The following is a 13,954-nucleotide window of genomic DNA, read 5'->3' as shown; positions in this document are numbered from 1 at the left end:
CGGACTTTGTTGAAACTATACGTTCTGAATGCTGTCATCAATCACATGGTAGTAATGATCCATGATCACGACATTGGTAGTAAAAAGCTGGTTGAAAAGCTCCATCGTCAATCGGTCATTCTCTACATCGATGCTTGTTCGATACCGCAGCTCTCCATCGGTTGCATCCATTTCGAAATTGCCGATCACCAAATCATAATTTTCTTCGAAAAGGAATTTCGCCACTTCCGTCCGCTGCTCTTCGGGGACTAACGCCGGGTAAATGGAAAATACAATGCAAATTTGCTTCTCTTCATCGGTACGAACCAACACGATCCATTCGCCATTCTCTCCTGAGAATGATAAGCGGGCAATGGTTTCATCCACCCATTCAAAGGGCAATTCCATCCGTTTCAGATAGTCGTCCACGACTTCATTTAAAGTAGATTTAACGATGGTGGACGCTGCCTTTGAGACCGCAGGCTCGCCCCATTGGGTACGGTAGCCAACTCTCAAAGTACCCCCATCTAGTCCATCCGGCAAACTCATTTGCTGCTTCACTTCAGTGATCAGCCAGCTTTCGCTTTGGCGCAGAGGTCGCGATTCTTCCGATTCCTCAACGAAGGATTGCAGCACATTTTCGATCTCTGAACCTTTGCGAAGAGCAGCTTTCATAAGGCTTTGTTTTAACATGACTTGAAGCTCGACAGGTTGATTCTCATCGAATTTCACTTGTAAATCTCGATTGCTTCCTTGTGCGAACAGCCCCATCCATTCGCCGGCTAACAATTGCTGATATACGCCCCATTCCACTACAAGATACAGCGTACAATGCGACTTCCCCTCAAATTCAGCAAGGGTTATTCGCTTCGCATTAGCCTTCAATGCATCACCAACGAGGGTCTGAAATACGATTTCGATGTCAAAATCCAAACTTGATTTCTCCTCGTCGCCATTATCTCTCAGATCAACCATCTACAAACCTCCTTTACATCATGTTGTTTCTACGCATCTATTTCATGGCGTGACCACTGGAACCTGACTTGCTGTAGTCGTTGTGCTCGGCGCTGGAGTTTGAACCGGTGCTGATTGAGTACTCGACGTACTTCCTGTATTCGTTGTACTTCCCGTACTTGCCGTACCTGTCGCTCCCGTTGCACCGGTCGTTCCTGCCGTGGCGGTGCTTGTAGATGGCGTCGGCGCCGGTCGGTCTTGGCCACCGCCCTCAAAACCGATAAACTCATACTTCATGGTTTTATCATTCCGGAATTCCAACTGCCCTAGTCGCTTGGACTTCTCTACAGCAACCTTAACAATTTCTGCGTCAACTTCCAGCGATTTTACTTGAGAAGCTGAAATTGTGATTACCCAAGGTGAGGTTGGTACGCTTCTTCCATCATATTCCCTTTGGAAACCAATTTCCAGTTTAAGCGCATTGGATAATCCAATTTTATCAACCGTTTCAATATCGGATGCCTCTGAATCTTGGCCAGGCAGCCAGGATCGCATGGTATCGTTAACCGTTTCATCGCCTTGGATTTTACTTGCAAAGCTTGCTCCAATATCATCGAAGTAATTTCCCGTGTATAACGCATCGGTTCCAGCATCAACTAAAGAACCAGTCACTTGTTTGGCTTTATCTGCCTTGGAAGCCATCCCCTTCTTAAACAGTGCAGTAAGGTTTTTACCTCCGCCAATCGCAGCAGTGACAATTTTGGATGCATACTTGGTGAAATCTCCACCCTCTTCTCCGAATTGCGAAGGGATACTTGCCGATAGCTGCAGATTCAATTCTTTGAGCTTGGTTTCGTCCCCATTTAAGAAAGTTGCAGAGCCTTCAAGACCAAACGCAACCTTGTGTTTTCCAAATTCGATTTCTATTTCAGTTCCCGCTTCTACGGTCGTATTGACTTCGCCTTTGCCAATACCATTACCGGACTTCTCAGCCGTTAAACGCTCTGCCGCAGACATCACATTACCAGCTGCATCCTTGCCCTTCGCTTCAATAATCTCTTTGTTATATTTACTGAGGCGTTTGAATGCCAGCTCAGCAGAAAATGATGCGACACCTACGTTAGCTTCCATTGCTAATTTCGTAAGGAAACCAACATTAACCTCGGCTTCGTCATCACCCATATGCATTTCCTCGATCATCATGGCCCACTTCTCAGCTTCGATCAAGCTTGACTCGCCGGATTTACCGCCTTTACCCCAGAAGTATGCCTGTGCGCTTTCCGGCATCTGTCTGTATAACCCATAGGAAAGTAAATTCATGACAGTAGCTGTATCTTTACCTTTTCCTTCAAGGAATAGCCCAAAACGTGCGTTTGCATCAAAACCAAAGGTTGTAAATCCTGCACCAAAAGTCAGTTGGGAATTCACACTTAATTCATCCGCTTCACGCTCCGCCTCCCCAGCGAAACCGAAAAGGAAGTAGGCATTACCACCGCCTGCTGCGGAGGCAACTGGAATTTTCAGCTCTAATTCTAATGAACTTGCATCCCCTGGATTAGGTGTAGAAATATCGATTAAATGGCCGACTTTCGTTAAACCGGAAGATAAATCGCTTGCTTCTACGGACCTGACAATCGTTTTGGCAAGTTTCTTCGTTTTATCATCATTTTGAACCGCTTCTTTAATTTGCGTGGTTTTAGCTGCATCCGGTAATGTCGCTGCCGTAGTGCCTTCCGCTTTTGTTCCTTTTGTGAGCTTCCTGGCTTCAAGTACAGCTTTATCTTTGTTCAGCTTCAGTAATTTAGCTGCGTGTTCTTCTGCCGCCTTGACGCTTGCGGCACGTATCTTATCTGCCTGTGCTGCAGGTAATCTAGCCACTTCATATGCTGAGCTTTTTGCTACCTTTGTCATTTCTTCAATGGTAAGGGCTTTAGGAATGACCCTTTCCAGAATGAGATTAGCTTCATCCCTCATCACATCGTCTACTAGGACTTTGGATTCCTTATAGGCAACAGCCTTCGTAGCCGTTTTCAGATATTCTTTTTGCATTGGCCCCGGAGTCGGAGTACTTGTTGAAGACTGGGTTGCGCCAGTCGGTGTCCCACTTGTCGGAGTAGTTCCTGTTGGGGCAGCGTTTGTTGGGGTTGAAGTGCTTGATGGATTATCAATCTCGTTATTGATCTGTGCATTAACTTTGGTTCGCGCTGCTTTTTTAAGATCTTCACGATACGCATTCAACTCCGCCGATCTTCTGAACGCCCTTCGGCCTACGCCTAATTTGGATAAAACCGCTGATTTCATAGGAGCGAACAGGATGGTTAGATAAATTTCTTCCATATCTTTAATGTCTCTAGTCGTCCCGTCGACAGTTTCTTGCCTCACAACGTCTAAGTCGACCAATTGGCTTTCAAGACCAATTCGCTTGGTTAACTCATCCGTTCCAGCCCTTCCAACACTGATGGAATCAAAACCGGAGGTACCTCCGGCTGCAGTCGGGGGAGCGAACTTCAAGGCAATGGCTCTTTTGGAAGCCGTAACCGAATTAGTAAATAAGGTTTTGGAATATGTATCCAGCTTTTTCTTTGCATCCCCTGCTGCTTTTATTTTCTGTTTTTCATATGTGGCATTGTTTAGATTTGGCGTAAACAGATAGGCTTTGTTCGCTTCATCCTTCATGGCTGTTTTTTTGCTGACGGCAAACTCGCTATCCGCTACTTCAATGGCATATTCTTTAAGTTTGGTTATCATTATGCCATCCGCTTTTGCTTGTGCGAACTTATAGGCATCTTCTCTCTGTTCTGCTGTACCCGTTGACCCCATGCTTGCTCGAATTTCTGCTTTCACTTTTTCTTTCACATTTTTTCGAATCGGATCCGCTTGGGAATCCGAAGTCAAGTATGTATCGATCGTTCGCTTCAGCTTCTCGCTTATTTCCGTATAAGAACTATCTACAAGTGTCGTAACTTTCGCGTCACGCGCCGTTACTAAATCAGCATTTCGCTGCTGCTGCTCTTGAGATATGGCAGGACCTGGGGTTGCACTCGTTCCTCCCGCTCTTTGAATAACGGGATGCGTATTCCCCATCCTTTGAACCATACCCTGAACCGCCCTGTTCCCCAGCGTTCTCTGCATTTGCATCATACTTGCAGGTGTCATTTGACGAGTATCCAAGGTGCTTGGAACTTCCGTCTCGGACCTGACCGGCTGAGCTTGAGCAGATGTTTGGCTGCTAGTTGTCCGACTTGCGGATGTATGTTCACTCACAACTAAGCCCCCCTTTAGCTACAATAAATCCATGCCATTCTCTATTATTTGAAAAAATACGCTCATGTTGTCGAATAATAGTTCGATTATACCATGACCGCCACTACAAATTGTGAAATATTTTATCATTAAAAAAACAAAAAACCGCGGAGCATATGACTCTCGCGGTTCTTCATAATGTTTGAAGTCTCACTTAAACTTTCGACAAAATCATCAACATATCCTACCTCAGACCCATCTTAGCGACTCGCAATCTCAATCTCATCGCCAGGTGCCATGACCTTGCCTTTTAATCCCCGCGCTTCAAGCTGCTTTACGAAAAGCTCCGCGTCTTGCTTGATCCCTGGGAATGTACTGTGGTGAATCGGCACTGTCAGTTTCGCGTTGTACCATTCCGCGGCTTGAAGGGCATCTTCCGGTCCCATGGTATAGAAGTCTCCAATCGGTAAGAAAACTACGTCGATCGGATGGCGCTCGCCAATCATTTTCATATCGCTGAATAAGGACGTATCTCCCGCGTGCAAGATCGTTAAACCTTCTGCGAACACAAGGAACCCGGCAGGCATGCCCGCGTACAGAATTTGCTTCGTTTCTTCAATAACAATGCCTGAGCTATGGAACGCTTGAACCATTTTCGCCTTAGCGAATCCCAAATCGCATGTGCCTCCCATGTTCATGCCGACGGTATTTTTTACACCCTGCCAAGACATATAAGACGCAAGCTCGACAATAGAAACAACCGGTGCGTCGTTATTAGCGCTCGCAATAGGCGCTGCGTCGAGAATATGGTCCATATGAGCATGCGTTAGCAGCACGGCATCCACCTTGATGTCCTCTGGCTTAATTTTGGCCGTAGGATTACCGCTTAAGAATGGATCGATAATGAGAGATTTATCTCCCGTTTGAATTTGAATACAGGCATGACCATGATAATTGATTTTCATTGAAGATGTACTCCTTTACCTCTTACTTTTTTATATCTATTATTACATAGGATTTATTTTTAGGAAACAGTTCTTCACGAGCGATAGCGTCTTATTCATGCATTTTTTTGTAAATCGATATCTATGTGGTTAGGCAATTAATTTCAAACCAACGGCCGCAGCCAATACCATCGCAATGAACATCAAACGTTTCCAATCCCTGGACTCACCATAAAAAAGCATACCGACGATGGCTCCGCCCACTGTACCGATCCCTGTCCAGACGGCATAAGAAGTGCCCATCGGCAAACTTTTCATCGCCAAGCTTAAAAGCGAGAAACTCATAACAATACCAACGATGAAAAGACTAAACGAGCGAATATTTTTCGCCTTATTAATTTGGTTCATGCCCACAACGCCTACGACCTCGAAAATACCGGCAAACATCAGAAAAATCCAACCCATTAGACGGCAGCTCCTTTCTTATCATTCTCCTTCGTGACAAATTTCAGTCCGAATACACCGGATAAAAGCAGGAGAATGAGAAATACTTTGAGAAACCTGAACGGTTCTCCAAACACCAGCATTTCTACCAAAACTGTGCTTGCAGTCCCCATTCCCGTAAAGACCGCATAGACGGTACCCACCGGCAGTTTCGTAGATGCGCTAATAACCAGATGAAACGAGACATACATCGCAATGATTGTGCCTATCCACATCATCGTTGTATGCGAATGTTTTAAACCTGTGACCCATAAAACTTCAAATAAGGCCCCTATAAAAATATAAATCCAATTGCGATTCATGGTGTGTGAACCTCCTCTTGTTGATTTACTTCTTGATGCCGCGCCAATAGACAAACCAAGAAGCTTCTATTCTTTTCATTGATCTTTCGACCCCGCCAAACAGCAATTCTACGAACATACCATCCAGCACAGCTAAAAAAGCAACGGTCGCCGCGCTACTGCTGACCTCTTTGCTTATGGTTCCATTTGCAATTGCTTGCTCAAATAGTGGGATTAACATCGTGTCCAAGGTATCTAAATAGTGATAACCCTTTTTGACAATGACCTCATAGAGATGAGTCGGCGGGAAAAAGGCTACACGCAAAAAAAACTTCGTATTATCATCCTTTTCATAGCAATCCTGATATTGAATAAGGAAACCGTAAAGCAGTTGGTCAACGGCAAGATCTTTATGGCTTTCTAGATAATCAAGAACAAATGCCAATTCCCTGGCTAGCACATCGTCAAGCAACGAAAGGAAAAGTTCATCCTTCCCTTTGAAGTGTGTATATATCGATTGTTTCTTTATCCCTACATCCGTTGCAATATCAGCGAGTGAGGCACCTTCGTAGCCGTTACTGGCAAAATGCTTGAGGGCAATCTCTTTAATTCGATCAGCAGTCATATTACCTCTCCCTTCCGAACGTTCGTCAGGACATTGTATCACTTACTCACACTTATGGCAACTCATAACGCTGCAGCACAAAAAAAGCCACCTTATTCGTCCGCTTTGTTCTGGTTTTTAATTTAGAATCATCTATTAACATATACGGCAAATGAAATTGGCGTTATAAAAGGAGGACATCAATTTGCCTGATGGTTCTAGTGTCGAAGTTGCTTATGAAATTCTGGTCGGCAAATGGAAACCCGTTATTCTCTTACACCTTTTTAAGCATGAAACGATGAGATTTGGTGAACTTCATAAAGCAATCCCGGATATAACGAAAAAAATGCTGACCGCGCAATTAAGAGAGTTAGCATTTCAAGATATCGTGAACCGTGAAATCATTCTTCAAATCCCTCCAAAAGTTGAATACTCCTTAACCGAATATGGCAAAAAAACGATACCTCTTTTACAAGCAATAAACGATTGGGGAATGTCTCATGCCGCGCATATGAACGAGTTATATGGAATAGAAAAAAGCAAATCCGAATAATTTTTGTACGATTAAACAAACTAACGAATAAAACAAAGGATGATATTAGATTGACAAACATACTTGAAACGGTTCTTGATGTGATGAAAACACTCGTTGATAACGAACCGAAACCACCTTTACATATAGGCGAAGCCATGACTTGCTGGACGTACTTAACCATGCTCGAAGAAGAAATAGCAAGCGTACAAATTGGACTCAATACGACAACTGATATCGAATTGTTAGATGCCCTACATGGATCTATGGAGATAGCAACCGCGCAATCAAATATAATAAGGGATTTTATGCTGCGAGAAGGCGTAAGTCTCCCTCCGGTATCCGAAAAAAAGCCCCAGTCCGACCCTCTGACCATCCCAATGGGTGTCAAATTAACGGATGATGAGATTGCCAATGCGCTTTCCATTAAAGTTGTCGCCAATTACATGATGTGTGCAACCGGTGCCGTTCAATCCGTGCGCAATGATGTAGGGTTCATGTTTGCCAGTTTTCAGGCAGAGAAGTTGAAGTATGGAGCTTCATTAAAAACCTTAATGCGGAAACGCGGCTGGATGAAAATCCCTCCATACTATGTTCCGAATGGCTTGCCTACGCAATGACCAAATCAACCACAAAGAGCAGTTTAAACTAGCACTTAGTTTAAACTGCTCTTTGTTTTTATATGAACATATGAACGAATTCGGAATAGAAAATCATTGTTTTGCATGGCAAAACTGTTGATTTAACAGGGTTTCATAGTAACTTAGCTAGTCAAGAATAATTTTTTTAGAAGATTCTCATGGTTTTCTAATAAAGCAGGCTTGACCCTTGCCAGCCCACGGTTTTCCCCTCTCCTAGCAAATTATAGGAGACTTCCAGTCTGCTATACTAGGCTCAGCTAAGAAATTAGCGCTCACAACAAGGAGGAGGACAAATAACTATGAAATTACATCATAAATGGAGCAAGCGATTGGCTATTTTGACAATTGGAGCGACCGTTGCTATCTCAGGAGGGGTAATTAGTAGTCCACAGCCTACTCAAGCTGCTACGAATAATGATACTGCTACTATTGACGCTACAATTACAGGAACGTCAAAAGCGGATAGCATTATTGCACTAGGCAAAAGATATCTGGGCACACCTTATAAGTTCGGTGCAGCAGTTGGACAAACGCGTAACTTTGATTGCTCGACACTGACAAAATACATTTTCGGTAAATACGGCATAACCTTGCCGCGGACGGCTGCTCAGCAATCCAAAGTTGGTAGTTTCGTTTCAAAAAGCAATTGGAAGAAAGGCGACCTGCTATTCTTCTCCGTCCCTGGCAGATCAGGAGTCGGTCATGTAGGCGTTTACCTTGGGAACAACAAGATGCTTAATACTTACGGTGCTGGCGGCGTGAAAATCACTACGATTAATTCCTATTGGAATTCTCACTACATGACAGCGCGACGTGTGATTAAATAGTCAATTGAATGAGGAGCTAAGCCACTTTCTGTGCTTAGCTCCTTTTTTATATGCTCTCAAATAATTAAGCGCCAGAGAGGAAACAATATGTTTCGTGTTTATACTACCTGAAGGAGAATAATTGACGTGAACAAACTACGTGCCTCACAAATCGCTGCTTCACCGGTTATGGCTAACGTTTCTTGCAACGGCGTTCCTATCTATATTCAAAATGTTGATGAAACGAATGAAACGGCAAGAATTTATCCATTAGATCAACCTGATCAAGAACAAGAAGTACCTCTTCACAGTTTGGTCGAGCATTAAAATTTGCAGAAACACATCCAAGAGGCTGCCTCTGTAGTTAAACTACTAGGGGGACAGCTTCTTTTTATATTTCCCCTCTGAGAAGTTTCGAGGTATGGCCTGCCCAACGGTTCGTAAAGTGCAAAGAGGGTGCGCGTTTCTTATAAAAAACGGCCATTTGGTACGGTTTGGGGCAGAAGTGTACCTATCCACATTCAGAAATGATCTTATATAATCGGACATGTGCGAGTGCGGTAGCGCTTACATAAATGTAGTTATTTCAACGACAAAGGAGACAAGTGAAGATGAAAAGCAGATTGCAACGCCGAAGGAAGGTATGGCTTGGATTGCTGCTCGCTATCGTTGTCATTGCGCAGATCGGCTACATCCCTTCCGGAGAAGGCAAGGTCAAAGCCGCAGACTATGGCTTGGCACAGAAGCCGTATATGGGCTGGAGCAGCTACAGCATGCAGGTCTACGATGGTCCGTCCGGCAACTGGATTTCCGAAGCGAAGATCAAGAAGATGTCGGACGCCATGCATGAGAAATTGCAGGCTCATGGATACAGATATATCAATATCGATGCGGGCTGGAACGGCAGCATGGACGAATACGGCAGACCGGTGCCCAGCGCTGCACTTTATCCGGGGGGTTTTCAGAATCTCGTTGATTACATCCACGGTAACGGCCAAAAAATCGGCCTTTATTTAATTCCCGGCGTTTCGCCTGAAGCGGTCACTCAGAACTTACCTATTTATAATGCTCCTGGCTGTAACATCGGTGATATCGTCGTAAAACCATATAAATTCGCGGATTATTGGAACATTGGATATAAAATTGATTTCGGCAATCCATGCTCGCATAAATATATCGATTCCGTCGCGGACGCCATCGCTTCCTGGGGCGTGGATTTCGTTAAATTCGATAGCGTCACACCTGGCTCCGGGCATAATGATGTCAGCATCGATGCGCGTGACGATGTTAAAGCCTGGTCAACGGCGCTTAGCAGACACAAGATTTGGTTTGAGTTATCTTGGGCTCTCGATCACAACTACGTGGACTATTGGAAAAAATACGCGAACGGCTGGCGGGTCGATTGGGACGTGGAGTCCTATGACCGCGAGGTCGGTATGACGCAATGGGCTAACATTGCGCGTTTGTTCCCTGACGCAGCCCTGTGGTGGCGCGATGCCGGACCGGGAGGTTGGAATGATTTCGACTCCTTGAATGTCGGTAATGGCGCAACCTCCGGTTTGACCAAAGACGAAAGGCAAACAGCAGCTACGCTGTGGGCTGCCTCGGCCGCGCAGTTTTATACTGGCGACGACCTGTCCAATCTCGACGCCTATGGTCTTGACTTGCTGACGAATGACGAAGTCATCGCGGTTAATCAGGCTGGACGGCCCGTTCACCCGGTTTCAACATCGACCAATCAGCAAGTCTGGTATGCGAATAACGGTGACGGTACGTACACGGTTGCGCTTTTCAATCTGGGCAACAAAGCAGCGCCTGTCACCGTTAACTGGAACGACATCGGCCTGAATGGTCCTGCTTCCGTTCGTGACCTGTGGAGCCATACCGAACTTGGCACTTACACTTCAAGCTATGGCCCAGTTTCCTTGGAGCCACACGCCTCTCGCCTATTCAAAGTGACGGCCCAAAACGGTACTTCTTTCGTCAATGACGACGACACAGGCCTGAGATACACGGGCACTTGGATACGTAACGGCGGCAAAGAGCTGGCTCGCGATGCGCAAGATTTGTCCATTGCCATTACGGACTCCTCCCCTGCTCCTTCTAATCAAATCGAAACTCATGTATCACTGCCAGTGAATGCATTGGACTCTACTGTCTCACATTCAGTCTATATTAACGATACGGATCCACTCATTCAGTATTCGAACAAGTGGGGTCACAGCGGAGGAAGGCCTTTCGGAGACTATCAGGATGATGTTCATTACGGTGAGCCGGACAACGGAACGCAGCCGGAATTCAGCTACGCGTTCACAGGCACTGGCATTGAACTGTTCTCTGAGCAGGGCACATCCAATGGACGGATGGACGTTTATATCGATGGACAGCTGAAAGGCACTGTCGATGCTGAAGGTCCTCAGCAATCCGGCTTATACTCGGTTTATCGTATCGCCGATCTTCCGCAAGGTCAGCACACGCTTAGAGTGCTAAGAAACGGCACCGGCCAATACTATTTCATCCTGGATGCTTTAAAGGTGACGACGGAAACGCTGCTTGGCCAACTTTCTACGAACAGCTTTGACAAAGATCAACCAACAGACATCACGACGAATCTCCTCCTTGGCGCAAGCTCGCTGACAGGCATTAATAATGGGGCAGTATCCCTGCAGCCCAATACGGACTACACGATAAGCGGAGGCAATCTTGTAACAATCAAGAAAGAATTCCTCCTCCAGCAGCCATCGGGGCAACCTGTCCAACTGGCGTTCACTTTTGCCGGTGGTGACTCACAATCCCTGTCTATCGCGATCACTGGAACGTCCCTCAATCCCGCAGCCGCTGCTTTTGACAAAAAAACATCCGCACAAGCTGATGTCTTTACAACGCTTACTCTCGGAAGCACTAACAACCTGGCAGGCATTTTGAACGGCACAGTCAGCTTAATCCCTGGACAGGACTACACCGTTACGAATGATGTGGTGAAAATCTCAAAATCCTACTTGAATCAACAGCCTGTTGGTCTTACGAATTTGACCTTCACTTTCCAGTCAGGAAGTCCGAGAACGTTCGCCATTACCATTAGCAACTCTGCTTCTCCCGGAAGGTTCACTTACATCAATGACGACAACTCGGAGATCCACTACACCGGAGCTTGGAACCGCAGCACGAACCGGCCTTTTAACGACTATGGCAAGGACGTTCATTATGTTGAGCAAAACAACGATTTTTTCACCTATACCTTTAATGGCACGGGCATTACTTATATAACAGAAGTCGATCAAGGCCAAGGCGATGTGGACATCTATATCGACGGTCAACTACATGGAACGGCTCATACGTTCGGAGCGAATTCGCATAACGTAGCTCAGCAAGAAGTCTATACCGTTACTCATTTGACACCTGGTATTCATACATTGAAAGCAGTCAAAAAGTCTGGTCAATTCATGCTGATTGATGCGCTCAAAGTCCAGCAGCCCGACCTGATGGATATCTCTGCCGCTGATTTTAATAAAACGACGGCCGCAGATGTGAGCGTTAACCTCTTGGGCAACCCTGACAGTCTTCAAAGCATTTCGAACGGCGCGAGCAAGCTCGTGAATTCTGCCGATTATGTTATTAACGGGCAGCAAGTGACGATTAAAAAAGAATATCTCGCCGCTCAACCAGTCGGCAGCTTGAAGCTTACTTTTTCTTTCGCAGGCGACTATGCGGATGATGTCCATGCAACTTCTGTGAATGGAGACTCTTACCTCTACTCGTTCACAGGAACCGGGATCGAACTCCTCGCACCAACCGGTCCAGAGCTGGGTGATATCGACATCTATATCGACGGGGAGTTGAAGCAAACGATCAATGCCTATTCAGCCATTCGAAATGCCGGTCAAAGTCTTTACCGCATCTCGGCACTTCCGAAAGGTACTCATACATTGAAAGCGCTCAAAAAATCAGGCAGCTACATGCTTGTAGACGCGTTCAAATATGAAATTGCCGCGAATAGCGGCACACCTTCCACTCCTCAAACGGGTGGCGGCGGCTATGGAGGAGGTTACGGAGGCGTGATTGTGAACACCAACGCATGGAATGTCGTGCGTACTACTCAAACTGACGGAACAAGCAAAGAGGAAGTCAAGATCTCAGGCGATAATGCGAAAACGTTGATTCAGAAGTCCAAGACTGCTGACGCCAATTCAGCTATTATCTCCTTACCGGATGCCAAAGATGACGTATCCATGACAACTGTGCAATTGAGTAAAGAGTCGCTCAGTTTGCTTGGCGACAGCGGTCTTGACCTTGTTCTCGATACGGCTAACGTTCAAGTCCTGATTGCTAACCATTCACTTAAAAACTTGAAAGATGAAAGTTATTTTAATCTTGTTCCGATGAAAGCTTCGGCTGCCCGCCAGGACTTGGAACGTCGCGCGAACGCGGCGACAGTTGTACTAGGCGTTACCGGAGGAGCAAGAACCTCGTTGATTGGCCGTCCAGTAGACATAACGACGAACCTGCATGATCAAGAGGTTACTCTCGTTCTTCCGCTTCCAGATGAATTGAGTGATACGGAGCTGCAACAAATCGGTGTCTATATTGAACACAGCGACGGGACCACGGAGTTTAAAAAAGGCACTGTGACCACGCACCAAGGCGGTCGCGGGATTCAATTCACGACGAACAAATTTAGTACATTTGCCCTTTTGAAAGTCGATGGCCGGACATTGTCCTTCTCGCATGAGCCTTACATCCAAGGCTATGAGAACAACTTGTTCCGTCCCGACAATCGCATTACCCGCGCAGAAATGGCAATGATTCTCTCGCGTATTGCGGCCAAACCGGCACTAGCCAGCGGCAGCGAATACGTTGACGTGAAACCGGAGCTTTGGTCTTATAATGCGATTGCCCAAGTGTCTCGTATGGGTCTGATGCAAGGTTATGCAGACGGCTCCTTCAGACCGGACCAGCCGATTACTAGGGCGGAAATGGCAGCTCTTGCCGCCCGGTTTGCGGTGGCTACCGCAGTATCCGGAGCAGGCTTTACGGATACGTCCGGCCTATGGGCCGAAGACGCAATCAAAGCCGCTCAAGCTGCGGGCTACTTGAACGGTTATACAGATGGCTCCTTCGGACCAGCTAATCCGCTCACTCGCGCAGAAGCCGTTACCGTGATCAATCGGGTACTCGGCCGTGGACCACTTCATGGAATCGTCCACTCGCCATGGACTGATGTACCAGACAGTCATTGGGCTGTTCATGACATTGAAGAAGCTTCCGTACGCCATTCGTTTGAGCCGTTGGCTTCCGGTGGAGAACTTGTGGAGTGATTCTGACACTCCGATCACATTCAAGGAAAAAGGGCATTTCAACTTCGTTGAAATGCCCTTTTCTATCTTAAAAATAAGTCTTTTCCACTATGCGTGCCTAAGGATTATATATTCCTTGACAGGAATATTCCTGATAGAGTATATTTATAAC

General features: G+C 46.0%; 11 protein-coding genes. 5 read left to right on the top strand and 6 right to left on the bottom strand.

Features of this window, described 5'->3' with window-relative positions:
- Positions 1-15 precede the first annotated feature (15 nt).
- The 6 genes from PCH02S_RS14935 to PCH02S_RS14910 form a co-directional block, all read right to left on the bottom strand.
- Positions 16-954, bottom strand: coding sequence for a YbjN domain-containing protein (locus tag PCH02S_RS14935; RefSeq protein ID WP_127454306.1), 939 nt, complete (start codon positions 952-954; stop codon positions 16-18).
- 42 nt (positions 955-996) lie between these two features.
- Positions 997-4,197, bottom strand: coding sequence for a hypothetical protein (locus PCH02S_RS14930; RefSeq protein WP_127454304.1), 3,201 nt, complete (start codon positions 4,195-4,197; stop codon positions 997-999).
- Between the two features lie 239 nt (positions 4,198-4,436).
- The gene (locus PCH02S_RS14925; RefSeq protein ID WP_127454302.1) at positions 4,437-5,141 is read right to left on the bottom strand and encodes a metal-dependent hydrolase; all 705 of its coding nucleotides are present in this window, start codon (positions 5,139-5,141) and stop codon (positions 4,437-4,439) included.
- Between the two features lie 129 nt (positions 5,142-5,270).
- The gene (locus tag PCH02S_RS14920) at positions 5,271-5,585 is read right to left on the bottom strand and encodes a DMT family transporter (RefSeq protein WP_127454300.1); all 315 of its coding nucleotides are present in this window, start codon (positions 5,583-5,585) and stop codon (positions 5,271-5,273) included.
- A complete protein-coding gene (locus PCH02S_RS14915; protein ID WP_127454299.1) occupies positions 5,585-5,926 on the bottom strand; it encodes a DMT family transporter in 342 nt (113 codons plus the stop codon). Before PCH02S_RS14915 ends, PCH02S_RS14920 begins: the two co-directional genes overlap by 1 nt.
- A gap of 25 nt (positions 5,927-5,951) precedes the next feature.
- Positions 5,952-6,530: a TetR/AcrR family transcriptional regulator gene (locus PCH02S_RS14910; protein WP_127454297.1), complete on the bottom strand. Its 579-nt coding sequence runs from the start codon at positions 6,528-6,530 to the stop codon at positions 5,952-5,954.
- 184 nt (positions 6,531-6,714) lie between these two features.
- Here PCH02S_RS14910 and PCH02S_RS14905 point away from each other — a divergent pair, with 184 nt between their 5' ends.
- The 5 genes from PCH02S_RS14905 (at position 6,715) to PCH02S_RS14885 (ending at position 13,803) form a co-directional block, all read left to right on the top strand.
- A complete protein-coding gene (locus PCH02S_RS14905; protein ID WP_127454295.1) occupies positions 6,715-7,062 on the top strand; it encodes a winged helix-turn-helix transcriptional regulator in 348 nt (115 codons plus the stop codon).
- 50 nt (positions 7,063-7,112) lie between these two features.
- Positions 7,113-7,661: a DUF3231 family protein gene (locus tag PCH02S_RS14900; RefSeq protein ID WP_127454294.1), complete on the top strand. Its 549-nt coding sequence runs from the start codon at positions 7,113-7,115 to the stop codon at positions 7,659-7,661.
- A 320-nt stretch (positions 7,662-7,981) separates the two neighbouring features.
- Positions 7,982-8,509, top strand: a complete 528-nt coding sequence (locus tag PCH02S_RS14895) for a C40 family peptidase (RefSeq protein WP_127454292.1) — start codon at positions 7,982-7,984, stop codon at positions 8,507-8,509.
- A 126-nt stretch (positions 8,510-8,635) separates the two neighbouring features.
- On the top strand, positions 8,636-8,815 hold the full coding sequence (locus PCH02S_RS14890; protein WP_127454290.1) for an H-type small acid-soluble spore protein: 180 nt from the start codon (positions 8,636-8,638) through the stop codon (positions 8,813-8,815).
- A gap of 284 nt (positions 8,816-9,099) precedes the next feature.
- A complete protein-coding gene (locus PCH02S_RS14885; protein WP_127454288.1) occupies positions 9,100-13,803 on the top strand; it encodes a X2-like carbohydrate binding domain-containing protein in 4,704 nt (1,567 codons plus the stop codon).
- Positions 13,804-13,954 lie beyond the last annotated feature (151 nt).

The sequence above is a fragment of the Paenibacillus chondroitinus NBRC 15376 genome (assembly GCF_004000765.1).
In the GTDB taxonomy this organism is placed as follows: domain Bacteria; phylum Bacillota; class Bacilli; order Paenibacillales; family NBRC-103111; genus Paenibacillus_E; species Paenibacillus_E chondroitinus.
Note: the sequence above shows the minus strand (reverse complement) of the source record. Positions and strands in the feature narration are given on the sequence as shown.